Annotated in this window: 13 protein-coding genes; all 13 read right to left on the reverse strand. The window is 39.6% G+C overall.

The window, feature by feature from the left end; translation table 11 throughout:
- Positions 1–24: 24 nt before the first annotated feature.
- Complete coding sequence (locus tag V7659_RS19830; protein WP_335541633.1) at positions 25–1,641, reverse strand: ATP-binding protein; 1,617 nt, start codon at positions 1,639–1,641, stop codon at positions 25–27.
- A gap of 131 nt (positions 1,642–1,772) precedes the next feature.
- The gene (locus V7659_RS19835) at positions 1,773–3,194 is read right to left on the reverse strand and encodes a sigma-54 interaction domain-containing protein (protein WP_335541635.1); all 1,422 of its coding nucleotides are present in this window, start codon (positions 3,192–3,194) and stop codon (positions 1,773–1,775) included.
- 128 nt (positions 3,195–3,322) lie between these two features.
- Positions 3,323–4,108, reverse strand: coding sequence for a 3-hydroxybutyrate dehydrogenase (locus tag V7659_RS19840; protein ID WP_335541636.1), 786 nt, complete (start codon positions 4,106–4,108; stop codon positions 3,323–3,325).
- 25 nt (positions 4,109–4,133) lie between these two features.
- The gene (locus tag V7659_RS19845) at positions 4,134–5,567 is read right to left on the reverse strand and encodes a GntP family permease (RefSeq protein WP_283877270.1); all 1,434 of its coding nucleotides are present in this window, start codon (positions 5,565–5,567) and stop codon (positions 4,134–4,136) included.
- 363 nt (positions 5,568–5,930) lie between these two features.
- Positions 5,931–7,394: a PstS family phosphate ABC transporter substrate-binding protein gene (locus V7659_RS19850; RefSeq protein ID WP_335541638.1), complete on the reverse strand. Its 1,464-nt coding sequence runs from the start codon at positions 7,392–7,394 to the stop codon at positions 5,931–5,933.
- Between the two features lie 175 nt (positions 7,395–7,569).
- The gene (locus tag V7659_RS19855; RefSeq protein WP_335541640.1) at positions 7,570–8,805 is read right to left on the reverse strand and encodes a Zn-dependent hydrolase; all 1,236 of its coding nucleotides are present in this window, start codon (positions 8,803–8,805) and stop codon (positions 7,570–7,572) included.
- 317 nt (positions 8,806–9,122) lie between these two features.
- Positions 9,123–10,145: a galactose/methyl galactoside ABC transporter permease MglC gene (gene mglC / locus V7659_RS19860; protein WP_335541642.1), complete on the reverse strand. Its 1,023-nt coding sequence runs from the start codon at positions 10,143–10,145 to the stop codon at positions 9,123–9,125.
- Between the two features lie 12 nt (positions 10,146–10,157).
- Positions 10,158–11,663, reverse strand: coding sequence for a galactose/methyl galactoside ABC transporter ATP-binding protein MglA (mglA, locus tag V7659_RS19865; RefSeq protein ID WP_335541644.1), 1,506 nt, complete (start codon positions 11,661–11,663; stop codon positions 10,158–10,160).
- Between the two features lie 199 nt (positions 11,664–11,862).
- Complete coding sequence (mglB, locus tag V7659_RS19870; protein ID WP_144555335.1) at positions 11,863–12,921, reverse strand: galactose/glucose ABC transporter substrate-binding protein MglB; 1,059 nt, start codon at positions 12,919–12,921, stop codon at positions 11,863–11,865.
- A 239-nt stretch (positions 12,922–13,160) separates the two neighbouring features.
- On the reverse strand, positions 13,161–14,747 hold the full coding sequence (locus V7659_RS19875) for a response regulator (RefSeq protein WP_335541648.1): 1,587 nt from the start codon (positions 14,745–14,747) through the stop codon (positions 13,161–13,163).
- Positions 14,722–16,203, reverse strand: coding sequence for a sensor histidine kinase (locus V7659_RS19880; RefSeq protein WP_335541650.1), 1,482 nt, complete (start codon positions 16,201–16,203; stop codon positions 14,722–14,724). The genes V7659_RS19875 and V7659_RS19880 overlap by 26 nt, the downstream gene beginning before the upstream one ends.
- Positions 16,203–17,195, reverse strand: coding sequence for a sugar-binding protein (locus V7659_RS19885; RefSeq protein ID WP_335541652.1), 993 nt, complete (start codon positions 17,193–17,195; stop codon positions 16,203–16,205). Before V7659_RS19885 ends, V7659_RS19880 begins: the two co-directional genes overlap by 1 nt.
- Positions 17,196–17,366: 171 nt before the next feature.
- Entirely contained in the window at positions 17,367–19,763 is a 2,397-nt protein-coding gene (locus V7659_RS19890; RefSeq protein WP_335541653.1) for a beta-glucosidase, read from the reverse strand.
- Positions 19,764–20,086: the final 323 nt, after the last annotated feature.

The following is a 20,086-nucleotide window of genomic DNA, read 5'->3' on the forward strand; positions in this document are numbered from 1 at the left end:
GGTGCCTGACACCCTGTACAATTCTCAACCTGCCGATGGGAATTTTATTTCAACGTTGGTTCCTGCCTTTTCTTTACTGCTAAATGTAATGCTGCCCTGGTGTTGTTTAATGATTTTATGGCTAATCATTAGGCCGAGTCCTGTTCCTTTTTCTTTCAATGTATAGAATGGTTCACCTAATCGAGGAAGTAATTCTTCAGGGATCCCACACCCTTGGTCCTGGATAGAAATGATACATTCGCCATCTATTCCCTTGCGAAGGCGGACGAGAATTTCTCCCCCTTCCTTCATTGCTTCCATCGCATTCTTTAAAATATTAAGGAAGACCTGCTTTAATTGATTTTTCTCACAGGTAATATAGTAGGATGTTTCATCAATATCCAGTTTGAATTGGACATTACTCATCATAGCTTCAGGCGCTAGAAGTTCAAGGGTATCTTCGATTAATTCGAGGATATTTGTCCTGACTAATTGAAGCGCTTGCGGTTTTCCCAAAGTAAGCAGTTGGCTGGTAATCGTTTCAATACGATTCAATTCACTTAGGAGCAAATCATCAATCGAACTATCCCCTCTTTTGTAAAGTTGCATGAACCCTTTTATGGTAGTAAGTGGATTTCTTATTTCATGGGCAACCCCTGCCGCTAACTCCCCAACGATCGATAGCTTCTCCGACCGAAGAAGAATTTCTTCTGACTGTTTACGTTCCGAAATATCTCTGCTTATAATGACGATATTTTCAACAGTCCCATCTTCTCCCAAAACAGGCACACAGCGTGATTCAAAATTAAGCCATCTTCCATCTTTGTGCCTCATTCGAAATTCAATGGATTGCATCTCTTTATTATCAAACATCAACTTTATTGTACTTTTAAACAGATTTACTTCATCCCTATGAATTAATTGGTATTTTTCCAATTTTTCTAATTCACAGCATTGATACCCTAAAACACTCTCATGTGAAGGAGAAAAGTATATCGCTGATTGTTCATCATTCAAAACAAGGATAAGGTCTGATGTATTTTCAGCGATAAGACGGTACTTTGATTCACTTGCCTCTACCAGTTTATACATATCTGTTAACCTATTATTTAATCTATGCAGCTTTTCATATGATTCAATGAGTAATGCGCCAATGATTACCCCTAACATCACAAATAATAAATATTGTAAATGAAAGATAGGGTTATCAATAAATATCTTAAACGTAAAGACCGTAATTCCGTAATTCAAAATATAGACAGCAAAAAATATGCTGATTTTTTTAATAACCGTAAATTGTTTAGTATAAAAGTAAATAACCGAGAAACCAAACATCAATAATCCCCAGCCACTAAGAACTGGTTCCCATTGTCCGCTGGTCCACAGTCTTGCGAATAGTGAAAACAGTCCAGTAATTAATCCTGCGGATGGCCCGAGGTATGCAAACATGAGAATAACAGGCGCATACCTGATATCGTAAGAATAGCCTAGCTGCTGGAATGACAGAATAACAAGCAGCACGGAAACCACCCCCGCATATAGAGACGTCCAGAGGCGGGCTAGTTTAAATGGTTTATGCTTAATGAACGAGGAGATGACTAAAGGTGTACTGACCAGTAGTGAAAAAATTGCAAGATTAAAAATATAGTCTAACAGGATCATTGTGCTTCCACCCACTCTAACTGTTTTCGAAATATTCCCTTTTATCATAAACTAGAGTCGTGGCTATTACCATAGTTATGATAACCTTTTCAAAAAGGAAATTACATCGTGTTTCGAATGGGTATTTATTACTATTTAATAGCATATAATTTGCACTTTTCATAAAAACTGGTTTTCCCAATTTTAAGTACTTTAGCAGCTTCCTGCTTATTGCCATTCGTTATGTGCAGAGCATTAAGGATTGCTTCCTTTTCCGCCTTCGCAAGTATTTCTTTTAATGAAGAAATCATAAATTCCTCTTTTAAAGCCATCTGATTATTCGAAGGATTGTCTGCAGGAACATAATTATTATCCATTTCTATGTCTCGCAGATATAATGGCAGATGGGCAACTTCAATCGTTTTTCCATCTAAAACATTGATGGAACGTTCCAATACATTCTCAAGTTCCCGGATGTTTCCCGGCCACGAATGCTGCATTAGTCTTTCTTCTACGTAAGGAGACAACGCTATCCCTTTACGATAAAATTTCCTCTCTAATTTTTTCAATAGATTTTGGGAAATAAGGGGAATATCCTCTTTTCGTTCTCTTAGAGGGGGGATATCTATCTTGATCACATTTAATCGATAGTACAAATCCTGACGAAATTTTCCTTCCTCCACCAACGCCTCTAATTCACGGTGTGTAGCAGCGATAATCCGGACATCTACAGCTATTGACCTTTGACCACCAACTCGCTGCACCTCTTTTTCCTGCAATACCCTTAAAAGCTTACTTTGCATCGAGAGTGGCATGTCACCAATTTCATCTAGAAAGAGTGTCCCATTATTAGCAATTTCGAACTGACCCTTCTTGCCGCCTTTCTTTGCCCCTGTAAATGCACCATCTTCATAACCAAACAGCTCCGACTCTAGCAAATGTTCCGGAATTGATGCACAGTTGATTGCAACAAAAGGCAGGGAGGCACGCATGCTGCTATTATGAATGGCATGTGCAAATAATTCCTTGCCTGTTCCTGATTCCCCAATTAATAGGACGGATGAGTTGCTTTCAGAAATTCTTTCTGCTAGTTTTTTCGTTGCCGCAAAAGCTGGGCTATTCCCAATTAAATGATGGAAATGATATTTACTTTTCAACTCTTTTTCAACTTTTGTTTTATAATATTTTAATTCTTCCACTAGTCCTTGTATCTTTGTTTTATACATTTGCCATTCATCTGGTGTGCGAAACATGACTGTTCCCACCGCTCCGACTATTTTCCCATCTTCAATTATAGGGAAACGGTTAGCAATCATTTCACTTCCATTGATGGGATGAAGGGCAGCAAGCTCTTTTTGTCCTGTTTTGGCGACGATGTGCATACGTGAATTTTCAATAACTTCCTGTACTGGCCGGTGGACGGCATCTTTAACGGTTGTTCCTAAAAACTCGCAATATGCTTCATTTATATAAAGAATAATCCCATTGTGATCCACCACAACAATTCGTTCTGCTAATAAATTAATAATTTGCTTATGCCAATTAACAGGGATTCTCTCAAACCCTTCGAACATTCTTATCCCACCTTTGCACGTTAGACATTGTCATTATATCAAATAACGACATAGGATTGAGAAATTGGAGGTATTTCAACCAAAGTGAAAATCCTATTCGAACAACCGAATAGGATTCATTATTTCAATTATTGAGCCGTGTAGCCTCCATCTAGAATGACAGCTTGGCCAGTAACGCCTCTTCCTTTATCGCTTGCTAGAAAGACAGCATAATCAGCAATTTCTGATACTGATAATAGCCTCCTTTGCGGAACCAGCGGGAAGAGTACTTCTTCAATGACACGATCTAGGCTGACATTTCTTGTCTTAGCCAAATCTCCTAATTGGTTTCTGACGAGCGGCGTATCGACGTAACCAGGACATAAAGCATTTACAGTGATTCCATCGGCTGCGCCCTCCAATGCAGCAACCTTGGTTAAGCCAATGACACCGTGTTTGGCACTATTGTAGGCAGCCTTACCTGCAAACCCAATCACACCATTAATGGAAGCCATATTGATGACTCTTCCAAAACCTTGTTTCTTCATGATTGGGAACACATGTTTAATCCCGATAAAGGGTGCAGTTAACATGATTTTGACCAGTAATTCAAATTTTTCAGTAGGAAACTCCTCAATTGGTGAAACATATTGCATTCCTGCATTATTGACTAAAATATCAATACTTCCGAAGGTTTGATAAGCAGACTGAAGACTATTTTTAAATGCTTCCTCATCAGTCACATCACATGGAGCTGCTAGTGCTTCAAAGCCTTGTCTCCTTAGTTCGGAAGCCACTTCTTCACTTTTACTAGCATTTAAATCAGAGATAACTACTTTTGCACCTTCCTCCGCAAAAGTCTTTGCGATTTCTAATCCAATCCCACTTGCAGATCCGGTAATAAATGCTGTTTTTCCTTCTAATGCCTTGCTCATACAGGCATCCTCCTTAATAANNCTATTAGATAATTCCAAATAAAGTGTAGAGACCGATAACAAAGAAAACAGCCACTGTTTTAATGATCGTAACAGCGAAAATATCGCGGTACGATTGTTTGTGTGTTAATCCAGTAACAGCAAGTAACGTGATAACAGCACCGTTATGTGGAAGTGTATCCATCCCGCCCGATGCCATGGCAACAACACGGTGCATTACTTCTGGCGGAATATTTGCCGCCGCAATTGCCTGGTTGTACTTATCAGCCATTGCACCTAACGCAATCCCCATACCACCTGAGGCAGAACCAGTAATCCCTGCAAGGGAACTAGTTGTAACCGCACCGTTAACGAGCGGATTTGTAAAAGTGCTGGAAATTCCATCACTGATTTTTGTAAATCCAGGAAGAGCAGCAATAACTCCTCCAAAACCGTATTCTGCTCCTGTGTTCATGGTAGCAAGCAAGGCTCCGGCAATACTTAGGTTTAATCCTTCTTTAAAGTTTATCTTTACCCGCTTCCAATCAAAAGCAAGTGATGTAATAATCCCAACGACTAGCGCCATTTCTATTGCCCAAATCGCAGCAACAGTCGGAACATCTACTACATACGCTTTTAGACCAATTGCGGAAAAATCAAAACCGTTCGGATACCATTTTGGAATGTAGGTGATGAACAGTTTATTGGTAACCCCTACTAAGATGAGCGGTACAAACGCCATAACTTGTTTTAAAACAGATTGCTGAGATGTTAAATCTGGAACCGCCATGTCCTTTTGATTGGCTTCAGCCAATGCCGCCGCATTCTCTGTTCCAAACCCAAAGTAACCTTCTCCTGCTTTTGCAGCCTTTTTCCTACGTGTTTCAAGATATAAAAGCCCTAGGCCTAAGACAAAAATAGCGCCAATAATTCCAAGAGTTGGAGCGGCATAAATATTCGTTTTAAAGAATTGAATTGGAATAACGTTCTGAATTTGCGGTGTCCCCGGCAGGGCATCCATAGTGAATGTGAAGGCACCAAGTGCAATCGTCCCTGGGATTAAGCGCTTCGGAATATTCGCTTCCCTGAACATTTGGGCAGCAAACGGATAAATAGCAAAAACTGCTACAAATAAACTTACACCGCTATATGTTAAAATTGCACCTAATAATACGATGGTTAGCATCGCACGTTTTGCACCAAGCCAGCGGACAATCGTCTTCGCGATGGATTCTGCAATCCCTGACATTTCAACCACTTTACCAAAAATCGCTCCTAATAAGAAAACAGGGAAGTACGATTTAATAAATCCGACCATTTTTTCCATGAAGACTCCCGAAAAGAACGGTAAAACATGGCTCGGGTCAACAAGTAATACTGCTAAAAGTGCACAGATTGGAGCAAATAAAATAACAGAAAACCCTCGGTAGGCAACAAACATTAATAGCCCAAGCGATAAAAGAATAATAAATAATTGCATTTAAATCCCCCTTGTAAGTTTAGATTGAACTTCATTCTCTTTGGTAAGCGTTTGCAAATCGAAGTCTACTTTATTAATTGCAAGTTCCATGCCAATTTTGTTTATTAATTTTAAAGAGTATAAATTTTCAGTATTATTACACTGTTATTATACTAAATTAAAACCGGGGTCACCAAAATCCACCATTGTATCGATTTTTTATTCCGAAATTCCGGAATAATTTACGATTACGATTCCGGGAATGCGGATTTTTCCGTATTTCTGGAATTTATTTTAAAACGAAAGAACAGTCCCCAACTACAAAAAAGCGAAGAGCATATTCAAGTGCTCCTCGCTTTTTTGCGTCACACGGTAAATGATTTTCTAATCCTTAGTTACTTTTATATAACCAATATCTTCAACGATTTCTTGGCCTTGTGGTCCCTGCATCCATTTCAGAAATGGCTGGATTGTTTGCATTTTTTTGTTGTCCTTCACTGTGATCGCATATAGGGAGGCCGTGAAAGGATATTTTCCACTAGCGATGTTTTCAGGAGTTGGTTCAATTCCATTAATCGCCAACAGCTTGATATCTGTATTTGCCTTCATTCCCGTTGCAAAGAACCGAAACGAAAAGCCAATTGAATTGTCATAGTTTCGGTAGTCGGCTACCTGTTCGATAATCCCGCCCATCCCTTCAGGTATATCTTCTTTTAGAGGCTTCATGATTGGCGTATCACCCATGATCTTTTCCAGAAGCGTTTGACTCCCCGAATTTTCAGGACGCTGGAAGGCAATAATTTTTTCATCCTTGCCGCCTAGTTTTGACCAGTTTTTAATTTTTCCAGAGTAGATGCCTTTAATCTCTGAAACAGCTAGGCTATCAATCTTATTATCTGGATTTACAAAAAAGACAAATGCTTCCTTCCCAATTGGGGTCATAACCAGTTCTTTACCTGCCTCTTTCGCCATTAACTGCTGTTCTTTAGATGGCTCTGCTCCAAAATAAATATCAACATCACCTGTTAAAAGCCGCTCATAGGCATAAATGGTATTAGTAAAGGTGACGACTTCCCCATATTCTTGAACCACCTTGTCAATATTTTCATAGGCTGCATTGGCAAAAGCGGAATACACCGGGAACGCAGCTTCTGCTCCATCTAAAATAGGCATTTCACTTGGTTTTTTTATCGTAAAGGTGGAAGCAGTTTTCAACTTCGGCAAAATATTATCTGGATTATTCACATCATATGGATAGAGGTCTGTACTCGAATAACCTCCTCCATATTCAAACCCATAGGATGGCAGGACCGTTTTACTGCGATGCCATTGAACAGCGGCACCAGTACCGATTGCAAGCATAAATATCATTATCACTGACAGCAGTTGCTTTTTATGGAAGGCTGGGAGCTTTCTCCACTTTAATATGGCTAGCGCTGCTCCTAAAATAAAGGAAAGCTCGTATGCTAATGGTGCCCACAGAAATAATCTTCCTTCTCCCATAAGCATGGCAATAAAATAGTTGAGCGCGTAGACCAAATGAAAAATACTATAAAACAGCCAAGCATCCGCTCCGTAAAACCCTTTGCTAATCAGCATAAATAGGGCCCAAAGGACCGCCGTATAGGCAAGCGGAACAAGAACAAGGACCAGATAGTCCTTTAAGTTTTCCTGCTTCAAGTGCTTCTTGCTTACGAGGAACCCGGTCAAACACCCAGCAACAATTAATCCAGGTAGTGCAGCAAGCAAAGTATTATCAAACTCCGTCATAATCGCGAATGCGAAAAAGCTAAAAACTAGTGGTACGATTCCAAAATACAACAATAAGAACTTTACTATTTTCCCCATGTCCCCGCTCCTTTTTATTGGTTTTTCCGACGATTATAATATAGTGTAATTTTACACTTTTACAATAAAATTTACAATATATAACTTTTAAGGAAATATTTAAATAGGTGCATCATATAAAAAAAAGACCCTTCCGCAAGCGGAAGGATCCCTTTAAAAATTTACTCTACTATACCTATTTTGAAAGCATTGTTAAAACTGTATCCAATAAAACATTGATCCCCTTTTCGCAGTCTTCCCACGTTGTTAATTCTTCTTCACAATGGCTCTTTCCATTAATACTTGGAACAAACAACATCGCAGTAGGTACGAAGCTAGCAATGAACTGGGCATCATGTCCTGCACCCGAAACCATTCTTTTATTGGAATAACCAAGTGCCTGGGCGGACTCTTCTAGTGCCTTACAGATTTCTGTTTCGAACCAAACCGTGTCCCGCTCCCATAATTTTGTTGTTTTTACCACACATCCTTCATTAAGTGAAGTTAAATTCGGGAGTGATTCGATGAAGTTTTTAACCGTACGGACAATTTCCATATCTTTATGTCGTGCTTCTAGGGTAAAGACAACTTTGTTCGGAATGACCGTATGGATGCTTGGGTACACGTTCACCCTGCCAATTGTGAAAACTAAGTCTTCATCTAATACCCCTAACCGCCTGCGGATTTCATTGATTAAGTTATTGGCAGCAAACAGGGCATCTTTTCTCATATTCATTGGGGTGGTGCCGGCATGATCAGATTCCCCTGTTATTTCAATCTCATAGCAGGCCATTCCCACGACACATTCTACAACACCAATCGAGAGGGCCTCTTTTTCAAGGATCGGGCCTTGTTCAATATGAAGCTCTAATAGGGCCGCGGCCTCTTTCAACCGATTCTCTACTTCCCCCTCGTAGCCGCTTGCCTTTAAAGCCTCACCAAAGGTAATTCCCTCTGAATCTACCTTTTTCAGCATTACTTCCTTATCAAATTTACCAGAGAGCACCCCTGAAGCCATCATGGATGGTTCAAACCGGGCTCCTTCTTCATTTGTAAAATTAACGATCGTTATTGGGATTTGTGGTTTAATCTGATTCTCAACCAACGTCCTAACAACTTCTAAGCCAGCTACAACTCCTAAAACACCATCAAATCGGCCGCCTTTTTTCACCGAATCCAAATGGGAACCAATGAGAATTGGCGATTTATCCTCAATTCCAGCTAGTGTTGCATACATGCAGCCCATATCATCAACCGTGACGGTCAGACCTAATTCCTCACAGCAAGAACGGAAATAGTCCCTTACTCGAATATCCTCTTTTGATAAGGACAACCTTGTGACCCCATTGTTTTCTGTCCGGCCAAAGTTTGCAAATTGTTCTAGTGTCGTTTTCAGTCTTTCTCCATTAATCAATAACTTTTGTCTTTGCATGATTAAACACACCCTTTTTTAAGTGAGATTACGTGCATGATTCATTGGTTAATAAATCTCATGGAGGATTAAATCGGAAATTTGCGGAATATGACCATTATAAAGCTCTTAGATCCAAGTTTAGCCTACTTTAAAAATTTATGTAAATATTCAGTCAATATATTCATTATACACCACGGCCAAGCCCTGTCATTAGACAGAACATAAAATCTCACATACAAATTGTTTGATAGTTTGTATGAAAAAAGGTGTCAAAAAAAGGTGTCAGGCACCGCTCGTGGACAACTGTCCATGAACGGTGCCTGACACCAACAATCTTATTTTTTCTTTGCGTGTTTGCGCATGTCGAAGGCTACTGCTACGACGATGATTAGTCCTTTTACGATGAATTGGATGTATGGACTTACACCAAGGAAGGCTAGGCCGTAGTTGATGATTTGGAATATTAATACCCCAGTTACTACTCCTGGTACAGATCCGATACCACCGGATAGTGATACACCACCGACTACGCAGGCTGCGATCGCATCTAGTTCGTACATGTTTCCTGTATTGTTTGTTGCACTACCAACACGACCAGCTTCAAGCGTACCAGAGAATCCATATAATAGACCTGCAATCATATAGATAATGATCAGGTTTCTTGCAACGTTAACACCTGAAACCTTTGCTGCTTCAGGATTACCACCGATCGCGTACATGTTTTTACCTAATTGTGTTTTATTCCAAATAACCCAGATAACTGCAGTAGTTATAATTGCATAAATGACTAGATATGGAAGTTCATAGGATCCAATTGGAATCCCGCGTTGGGCAAATGTTGTAAATTTTTCGCTTAATCCACCAATCGGCTGTGCGCCATATGGCGGGCGGTCAAAGTAAATAGAAGTAATTCCGTATACACCAATCATCATACCTAATGTGGCAATGAATGGCGGCACATGTAACTTGGCTACAATTACACCATTTAATGTAGAAATTAAACCCGTTGCAATCATAGCAATTAAGATTGGTACTATTAACGGTAATTCTGGAAGGTTCGGATACATTTTATAGGCATAATCACCAGCTTGCAGCATAGATGCTGACACAACAGCTGCCAGCCCGACCATCCGTCCAGCAGATAAGTCTGTTCCAGCGGTAATCAGGATTCCAGCCATCCCGAGCGCAATAATGATTCGGGAAGAGGACTGACTAAGGATATTAATAAGATTTGTCACTGATAGAAAGTCAGGAGAAGCGATTACGATTCCGATGACTAGTAAGATTAAAAATACATATATCACGTTATCAAAGAGCAACTTGGTTATATTGCCTTTTTGTGTAGCTGATTTATTCATTTGCATCTCCTCCTAATACAAAGCTGCTAAGCTCATGATTTCTTCTTGGGATGTTGTTGCCGTTTCGACGATCCCAGCTGCTTTACCATTACTCATTACTAAAATTCGATCAGAAACTCCCAGAAGCTCAGGCATTTCTGAAGAAATCATGATAATTCCTTTTCCTTCAGCGGCTAACTCATTGATTAACTGGTAAATTTCGAACTTTGCCCCAACGTCAATCCCGCGTGTCGGTTCATCTAGCAATAAAATTTCCGGTTTGGTTAACAGCCAGCGTCCAATAATAACTTTTTGCTGGTTCCCACCTGAAAGACTGCCGATAGATGTTTTTTGCGATGGGGTTTTTACTTTCATCGAATCAATCACCCATTGCGTATCGTCAGCAACTTTGCGGTCCGATAGGAACCCGCTTTTAGTCTTATATTGCTTCATGTTTGAAATGATTGAGTTAAAACTGATACTCAAGTCAGGGAATATCCCTGTCGAGCGTCTTTCTTCGGTTACAAGTGCAAAGCCATTTTTAATGGCGTGCTGCGGCGAATGATTTTTGACCACCTTGCCATTTAATTCAATCGTTCCTGATGTTATCGCCCTTATCCCAAACAATGCTTCAACAACCTCTGTCCTTTTGGATCCAACTAAGCCGGCAATCCCTAATATTTCGCCTTTTCTTAGTTCAAAACTTACATTAGAAAAAGAAGGTTGTGTTTCTGCCGTCAGATTGGAGACTTTCAAAATGACATCCCCTGGCTTGTTTGCCTTAGCAGGGAAGCGCTGTGATAAGTCACGGCCAACCATCAGTTTGATGATTTCGTCAGTGGTGAGGTCCTTCGCGCTTTTGGTCGCAATATACTGACCGTCACGCATGATGGTTACTTCATCAGAAATCTTCAAGATTTCCTCCATTTTGTGAGAAATATAGATAATCGCTACATTCTCACTTTGAAGTCTTTTAATGATTCTAAATAGATGATTTACTTCCGTCTCAGTAAGTGATGAGGTTGGTTCGTCCATAACGATAATTTTTGAATGGTATGAAACAGCCTTGGCAATTTCAACCATTTGCATTTCTGAAACAGATAGCGTACTCACCTTACTGCGTGGATCAATATTGATGTCAAGACTTTTGAAAATTGCTGCTGTATCCTCATACATTTTCTTTTCATCTATGAAAATACCTTTTTTGGGATAACGGCCGAGCCAGATATTATCCATAACATTCTGTTGACGAACCTGATTAAGTTCTTGGTGGACCATTGATACGCCATTTTCAAGCGCCTGCTTTGAATTGGCAAAGGAAACCTCTTTTCCATCAAAAAGGATTTTCCCTTCATCCATCGAATAAATCCCAAATAGGCATTTCATTAATGTTGATTTTCCAGCACCATTTTCGCCCATTAAGGCATGTACCGATCCGGGCTTTACTTTAAGGGACACATTATTTAAAGCAAGTACCCCAGGGAATCGCTTGGTTATGTTTAGCATTTCAAGTAAATTGGTAGTTCTGGATTCTGACATGAGCGAACCTCCTTGTTAAACCATTTGAAGATATAAGACACAGTTTTAGGGGTCTTATATGAATTTTTTTATAAAAATACGGTGTCCAGCTCCAATTTCAAAGGAGTCTTACTCCGAACGAAAGAAAAGCGATCCCTTTTCCTTCGTTCGAAGAGCGCCTAGGGGCTATGCAGCCCCGGACATGGCGCTTCCACTATTCTTATTTATAAGCGTCTTTACCCACTTGGATATTATCTTTTGTAATTTCAATGTAAGGAACACGTACGGCTTTATTATCATCAAGCTTCCATTCTGTTCCGTCTAATACGTCTTTACCCTTTGCTGCATTTGCTGCAAGATCAATGGTAGCTTTACCTTGGTTTTTAGCATCGTTTAAGACCGTACCAACCATTTTGCCTTTTTCAATCATTTCAAGTGCTTCTGGAATCGCGTCTACACCTACAACTGGCATAAACTTGTCGCCAGAGAAGTAGCCTGCTTTTTCAAGAGAAGCAACCGCACCTAGTGCCATTCCATCATTATTAGCGATGACAAATTCAATCTTATCGCTGTACTTAGCTAACCAAGCATCCATTTTTTCAGTCGCTTTTGTTGCATCCCACATCGCAGTATCCATTGCTAATTCTTCTACTTGGATACCTTTCTCTTTTACAGTATCCACTGCAAATTTTGTACGTGCTTCTGCATCGGGATGTCCTGGCTCACCTTTTAATAATACGTATTGAAGTTTACCATCTTTGTTTTTATCATATTTATCTTTGTTAGCTTCCCAAGCTTTAGCAATAAGTTGCCCCTGAAGAACACCTGATTCTGAAGATGTAGTTCCAACATAGTAAGCTTTATCGTAGCCTTTTAATACGCTGGCATCTGGCTCTTTGTTAAAAAAGATAACTGGAATATTTTTTGGTTTCGCTTTGTCGATAATTGTTTGAGCCGCTTTTGGATCCACAAGGTTAATGGCAAGAGACTTAGCTCCTTTGGCAATAAGTGTATCCACTTGTTCAATTTGTTTTGCTTGGTCGTTTTGAGAGTCGTTCAACATAAGCTTTACGTTATCTTTAGCTGAAGTTTCCATTGCACGGCGCACATAAGACATAAAGTTGTCATCAAATTTGTAAATGGTCGCACCAACTGCTGGAAGACTATCCTTGCCTGAACCAGAATCCTTACCACTAGTTGAATCACTGCAGCCTGTTGCTAATAGAATACTAGACGCAACTGTCAAAGATAGAATTAACCCTTTTTTCTTTTTAAACATGTTGTCATTCTCCTTTTACTATTTAGTAAAGACTCTGGTAAGCTTCTAATCTGCTTAACTTAGCCTCCATGTAAGCCCTTAACTTTATGTTAGCACCGGATGAAACTTTGCAATAGTTCAAAACACTAGCACTAATTTGTGATTATCTAGATTATTTTGCAAACGTTTGCAAAACAACTGAAATATTTGTAAAAAAAATGAGACCAATCCATTTTGCGGATTGGTCTTATAGTAAAATATTAACTTACAGAGGCCTTGCGAAATTCTGTAGGTGATAAACCAGTATGCTTTTTAAAAACACGGCTAAAATAATTCGGATCCTTATAACCGATTGAATAGCAGATTTCCTTTAAGCTTTTTCCTGGGTCTACCATTTCCAATTTTGCCTTTGAAATCCTTATCTCTGTTAAATAATCGATAAACGTCAAACCGAACCGATCCTTAAATAATTTACTGAAATAAAAAGGACTAAGTTCCACATATTCAGCAACCTGTTCCAAGGTCAGGGAATCGGCATAGTGTGTTTCAATATATTCCTTTGCTTTATGCAGCATTCCTTTGGCATGATTGTTACGCCAGACCTGTACATGTTGGACTACCGCCAACAGATGGGCTTTTCCCTTTTCTACTATCTTCATTACTTCTTCCGTTTCGTCAATAGACGGTAGTTGTTGATAGCTGATTCCTAATTCATGAAGCATTCGCGAAATCAGAACAAACAATTCATCAAATGACTTTTTTAGCAATGGAGCACTTAATTCATTATTTTCCGTAGGCATCGTGACAAACGAATCGAAAGTTAATAGGACTTGATTCACATCTCCCTGCCGGACAGCATCTAGTAGCCTTTTCTCAACCTCAAGAATCCCTGATTGACCTAACCTTTCTGTTGATTCTTGTTTGTCCGCAAAAAAGTACCTTTGATTCGGACTTTTTAGCAGTTGCTCTAATGCCATGACTGCTTCATGGTAGGATTGATTCAGTTCATGTGCATGATGGTAAGGGCGGCCAACTCCAATCCGCAATTGACCTTTGAAAGATTCTTTATTAAAAAGCGTAAATAGCCGTTCGAAATTGGTCCTTGCGCTTGATTTAAACTGGCCTTTTTCTATTGTTTTATGGGATAGGAATAGAACAGGAACTTGGCTGTCCGTCATCGGCCCAAAAATGGCCTCTTTTTCTTTCACCAAAGATTTTACAGTTTCCTTGAGCCACAAATACCAAGATTGTTTTTCGTTTGCAGTTATTTCGCTTTCTTGTATTGGCTGAAAAGAAAACAGCACCATATATCCGCTTGTAATTTCAACACCCAATAATTGTCCCCACTCATCAAACGTGATGTCCTGTACTTGGTTTACCAATAGCGATGAGACCCATTCTTTTTGGGCAATGGAAACGGCACGATTAAGATTTTCCCTCAAGTTTTCGTGCTCTTCTCTACGCTTCCGTTCTTCAACGATTTCCTCCGAGACACGGTGTAAGCTTTCAAGAATATCTTTTTTACTGCTCGGCTTTAGGATGTATTCCTTAACCCCCTGCTGCATGACTTCTTTAGCATATTCAAATGTATTAAACGCCGACACCATGATAAACCGAATACCGGGGGCGAATCTTCTAATCGCTTTTACTGCTTGGACCCCATCAACCCCAGGCATTTTTATGTCCATAAACATAATATCAGGTTGATGTTCTTTAGCCATTTCAATGGCAATTCTTCCATTGGGAGCCTCTCCTATGACCATGACTGTATCCGAAGAGTTGTTAATAATTTTCGTTAATGCCTTTCTTTCCAGTATTTCGTCATCTACTATAAGAATTTCCAACAAGCTCTTGTCCCCCTTTACCTACCTCAGGAATAGTCAGTCTAAACGTGGTCCCTTTTTTTAATTCTGATTCAATTTCCACAACGTCTTTTCGCTGGTAATAGAGTTGAAGCCTTCTAATTACGTTTTTAACGCCAATCCCATTGGAATGGCCTTTTGATTTTTCAGGCGCAAAGGACTCTTCTGCTGCTGTACCTTCCACATAATTGAGAAATCTTTTTTTTGTGGCTTCATTCATACCTTCCCCGTTATCGATTACTTCCACGTTAATTCGGTCTTTGTGCCGGTATACATTGAGGCGGATCTCTGCATTTTCTTCATATTCCTCTACCCCATGAATGAAGGCGTTCTCAATGAGCGGCTGCAAAATTAATACTGGAATCTCAATGTCCAGACAGTCTTCCTGGATATCTGTAATAAATTGGATCCGCTCTCCAAATCTCGTTTTTTGAATATAAAAATACTCACTGACAATTCTCACCTCATCACGAAGAGTGGAGGCCTTATTTACATCACCGAGATTGTACCGCAGTAATGCCGCAACAGCTTCAATCAATCTGGACGTTTGTTCTGCTTCTTCTAAATAAGCCAGTTTTGAAACCGTATTCAATGTATTGAATAAAAAGTGTGGATTGATTTGATTTTGCAGACTCCGCAGCTCCAATTCCTTTAACAGCTTATCCAATTCCGATTTCTGTTTGATTTCCTTTACCAATTGCCTTAGGTTTGTGCGCATTTGGTTAAAGGTTTCCGTTAGTGGCTTTAACTCGTCCTTTGTGGTAATTTTTATATCTTCTCCTGATAGATTTCCTTTTGAAATTTCCTTTGCCGCTTTTGAGAGCAAACTAATTGGCTTCGTAATCCCGCCGGAAATCCATAACGCTAACAAGGTGCTAAGGAAAAAAGCAGCCGCAAAAAGCGAAATCGACATCAATTTATAATAATGGTTTTGCTTCTCCATCTGGCCATAAAATTTTTGATAATCTGTCAGTTTATTATTTAGCAAATCCAGTGTGCTTTCCTGAAGAAAACCATTAATCTTTAAAACTTCATTAAAATGATTCGAATATTTGTTAATCTCATCCTTTTTAAAAGCCCCTAAAGTTGCATCACTTTCGTCTATAAAGCTATCGATCATATTTTTATAATTTGTGAGATTAATTTCATTTGTATGGATCACTTCATATAGTTTGTTTTGATCATTGATCAGCTTCAGCTTTTCTTTTTGATGATCTCTTAGATAGGAAGGCTGCTTTTCCAAAATATAAGCATGCAGCTTTTCCGTCATTAAATTAGTTCTTTGGGAGATATCATTCAACAACAGAAATCGTTCAAAGCTATCGTCATATTCTGTTACTAATTTTTCACTGCTGTTATAAAAAAAGAAGCCGACAGATGATAATAGAACAACAAGCACAATAAAATATAAAAGCAGCTTCGATCTGATTCGAAATAACATCACTTTCTTCCCCCCATTCCAACGGCAGGAAGGTCCTCTAGTCTTGCAATTCGAGTATTTGTATGGACGATAGGATCTACTCTTTTTCCCTCAATAATATTAATCATCATTTCCACGGCACCGTATCCCATTTCATATGGCTCTTGAACGACCGTTGCCTTAATGGTTCCCTGCCGGATGTATTTTATGGTTTCCGGAAGTGTATCGAATCCAATAATGTATATTTGATTCTGCTTTTTATATTTTTCTACCACATGTGCTATTTCAATGCCGTCCAGAGCGCTAGTTCCAAAAAATGCATTCACCTCAGGGTGCTCCTGCATGATTTGGTTAGCCTTTTCTGCAGCAATCACCCTGCTAATCTCTGACTCTTCCAAAGCAATAATATGAATCCCTTTTTCGAATTGAACGGCATCCTTAAAGCCCCGCACCCTTTGAATCTGGTGATTCTTAGTAAAGCTGCCGGTAATTATCGCTACATTTGCTTTTCCCTTTGTATCTTTAATTAAGGCCTTTCCTGCCAAAAATCCTGAATAATAATTGTCTGTCCCAATATAAGCCTGCCTTCTGCTATTTGCCGCATCTGTATCAACGGTAATGACAGGTATTCCCTTTGCTACGACCTTGTTGATAAGGGGGCTAAATTGGTCATCGCTCAATCCCTGTGTCATGATTCCGTCCACTTTTGCCGCCGCCGACATTTCAATTGTTTTTAAATGATCCTCCAGATTGGCTTGCTTTGGTCCAGCATATTCCAAAAGCACATCGTATTTTTTAGCAGCTGCCCTTGCCCCTTCATCAACAAGCCTCCAATATTCGTTATCTAACTCCTCTGCAACAAGAACAAAATGGTAGTTATACTTTTTTACTGCACTATCCTCTTTAGGTAAATGGTGGGTAACGACCTTATATCCGTAAAATATTGAAAATGAGCAGCTGACAAGAAAAAACAAACTTCCTACTGTATAGGCAACGATGGATAACTTGCTCATATAACATCCCCAATCCCCATGCATTGTTAATGCATATTATACGGAACTTACCAATTTTCGACAATCTCCAAAAAATGAAAATATTTTGATTAGAAACCTCATTTTTACCAAAATATAAACAGCCTTCATTGACTTTCAATGAAGGCTGTTTATCTTTGTTTATTTAAAAATTTATTTGGTAAGCCGTTCAAAGTCAACTTTGGGTGCTAATGCCTCGTTCACCTTTTCAACAATGATATCGTGATCTACCTTAAACGTAGCTGTTCCTTTAATATCTTCTGAGGATGCTCCAACTTTTACGGTATAGGTGCCTTTTTCAAGAACCCATGCATTTTGCACTTCATCGAAGGAGGCAAGGTCTTTGGCATTAAGTTCGAATTGAAGCAGCTGACGTTGATTCGGCTTAAGTTCTTTTGTTTTATCAAAAGCTTTGAGTTCCACAGCCGGCTTCTCAAGCTTTCCATCCGGGGCGGAAACATAGACTTGAACGACCTCTCTGCCTGGTAGTTTGCCTGTATTTTCTACCATAGCTGATACCTTTAGCGTATCTTTAAACTTCTTGCCCTCGCTAATATTTACATGACTAATATCGAAATCAGTATAAGATAATCCATAACCAAATTCATAAGCAGGCTTCACATTAAACGTCGTGTTGTAACGGTAGCCCACATAAATGTCTTCGTTATAGACCACTTGTGTTGGATTATTTGCCGGTGTACCAGGGAAACTATTGGCCGATGCCACATCACTGTATTTTACAGGGAAGGTAGTTGGCAGTTTTCCTGAAGGATTGACCTTACCGGAAATCACATCGGCAACCGCATACCCTGCTTCTTGACCAGGCTGCCATGCTAGTAGGATCGAGTCTACATCATCCCTCCAGCTGTCTACCTCGATTGGTCCGCCAACATTTAAAATAACCGCTACTTTTTTGCCCTTCTTATGGTATTCTGCTGATACATTCGAAATCATGTCTTTTTCCGCATCGCTTAATTGGTAATCCCCTTTTACATCTTTACGGTCTGCACCTTCACCGGAATTTCGGCCAATAACAATGATACCGATATCCGTGGCCTGAGAAGCTCCAGCAATTTCATCATCTGTTAGAGGCTTTTCAGGAATAGCTGGGATTGACTTACCAAAATCTTCCCCCCATGGACTTGGTTTAATTTTATATTGATCTTGGGAGCGCAGATCATCAATATAAGTCTTATATGCTTGGAATTGACTTTGATTCAGCTGGTATCCGGCATCCTTTAAGCCATCCGCAATCGAAGTGGTGTAAGCCGCATTCACATCTCCACTTCCTGTTCCACCTTTAACGGTTTCGATTTGAGTATTACCAAATAGCGTGATCTTTTGATCCTTGCTGATTGGTAATGGCATCTTGTCATTCTTTAAAAGAACCATTCCTTCAGCCGCAGCTTTGCGAGCTGTTTGTGCGTGCGCAGCTAAATCAGGCTTGTCTGTGTTTTGGTACTTTTTAAACTCAGGTGTTTGGATAAGGATATTCAAAATGTTCTTGATATTTCGGTCTAGCACTTTTTCATCTAAACTTCCACTTTCAACCGCCGTTTTAATTAAGGTTGACTGGTTTGCCGCACCTGGCATAATCATGTCATTTTGTGCTTTCATTTGTTCGACTGGATTATCCCCACCAAACCAGTCTGTCATTACAAAGCCTTTATAGCCCCAGTCCTTCCGTAAAACAGTTGTTAATAGGTCAGCACTTTGCGATGTGTAAGTACCATTCAGTTTGTTATAAGAACTCATTACGGACCAAGGGTTGGATTCTTTGACAGCGATTTCAAAACCTTTTAGATAAATTTCGCGTAATGCTCGTTCTGAAACAATCGTATCAATGCTATTTCTATTCGTTTCCTGGTTATTGGCTGCGAAGTGCTTGATTGTGGCGCCGACCCCGTTGGATTGTACCCCATTTACCATCGCTGCAGCCATTTTTCCTGAAATTAAAGGATCCTCTGAATAGTATTCGAAGTTTCGGCCGTTTAATGGATTACGATGGATATTTAGCGCAGGTGCTAATAACATATCGACACCATATTCTTTTACTTCATTTCCCTGAGCTTTACCAATGGCTTCTACTGTTGCTGTATCCCAAGTGGATGCCAGCGATGTTGCGATTGGAAAGGCGGTTGCATAATACGTTTGGGTTTGACCTGTTCGTGTCGGTCTGATTCTAAGACCTGCCGGGCCGTCGGCAAAACGCAGTTCAGGGATTCCTAACCGAGGAATTCCATATGTACCGCCTACTGCTCCAACTACATCCTCAAATGCAGGCCTTCCAAATCCAGGCATTCCAACCCCGACAACAAATTTAGACTTTTCTTCAAGGGTCATTGCTTGAATCACATTGTCAATCGATGCCGCATCTGTTAAGTATGGAGTGGATACCTGTTTCGCAATAGTTTGTGTTTGTTTCACGGTTGACGGATTGGGGCTCTGAGCGGATGCGATATCATAGGTGAGTCCTGAAAGAAGTAGTGAAGATGTGAGAGTAAAGGCTAGTAATTTTGACTTTTTCTGTTTCTTAAGTTTTTTTAACATGATCCCAATTCCCCCTCAAATTAGTTTGAACTTTTTTTATCCAGAATATTAAAACGCTTACATTTGTTAGTTTAACTCGAATAAACTTTCAGATAATTGATAATTTTCTGGATTATATTGCGAATATCTTCACTTTTTTGTTTTAGTAAAAAAAGTGTTAGGATGGGCCTCATTTACCGTTTTATCAACCTATATCTAAAGTCCTGTCGGAAAATGTCTAAGAAATATGTAGAATTACCCTTGATTTTTAATTAATTTATTGAATATTCAGTCTATAACAAATTAATCTAGTAAATCACAATTTAATGCTATCTCTTCTAACT

This window comes from Neobacillus drentensis (assembly GCF_036966985.1).
Lineage (GTDB): Bacteria > Bacillota > Bacilli > Bacillales > Cytobacillaceae > Neobacillus > Neobacillus drentensis_E.

What these genes read in the sequence shown, in the direction of transcription:
- V7659_RS19885 (WP_335541652.1), bottom strand. Translation starts at nt 17,195, where the DNA reads ATGAGCAAGTTATCCATCGTTGCCTATACAGTAGGAAGTTTGTTTTTT.
- V7659_RS19840 (WP_335541636.1), bottom strand. Translation starts at nt 4,108, where the DNA reads ATGAGCAAGGCATTAGAAGGAAAAACAGCATTTATTACCGGATCTGCA.
- mglC (WP_335541642.1), bottom strand. Translation starts at nt 10,145, where the DNA reads ATGAATAAATCAGCTACACAAAAAGGCAATATAACCAAGTTGCTCTTT.
- V7659_RS19845 (WP_283877270.1), bottom strand. Translation starts at nt 5,567, where the DNA reads ATGCAATTATTTATTATTCTTTTATCGCTTGGGCTATTAATGTTTGTT.
- V7659_RS19835 (WP_335541635.1), bottom strand. Translation starts at nt 3,194, where the DNA reads ATGTTCGAAGGGTTTGAGAGAATCCCTGTTAATTGGCATAAGCAAATT.
- V7659_RS19830 (WP_335541633.1), bottom strand. Translation starts at nt 1,641, where the DNA reads ATGATCCTGTTAGACTATATTTTTAATCTTGCAATTTTTTCACTACTG.
- V7659_RS19850 (WP_335541638.1), bottom strand. Translation starts at nt 7,394, where the DNA reads ATGGGGAAAATAGTAAAGTTCTTATTGTTGTATTTTGGAATCGTACCA.
- V7659_RS19880 (WP_335541650.1), bottom strand. Translation starts at nt 16,203, where the DNA reads ATGTTATTTCGAATCAGATCGAAGCTGCTTTTATATTTTATTGTGCTT.
- mglA (WP_335541644.1), bottom strand. Translation starts at nt 11,663, where the DNA reads ATGTCAGAATCCAGAACTACCAATTTACTTGAAATGCTAAACATAACC.
- V7659_RS19855 (WP_335541640.1), bottom strand. Translation starts at nt 8,805, where the DNA reads ATGCAAAGACAAAAGTTATTGATTAATGGAGAAAGACTGAAAACGACA.
- V7659_RS19890 (WP_335541653.1), bottom strand. Translation starts at nt 19,763, where the DNA reads ATGTTAAAAAAACTTAAGAAACAGAAAAAGTCAAAATTACTAGCCTTT.
- mglB (WP_144555335.1), bottom strand. Translation starts at nt 12,921, where the DNA reads ATGTTTAAAAAGAAAAAAGGGTTAATTCTATCTTTGACAGTTGCGTCT.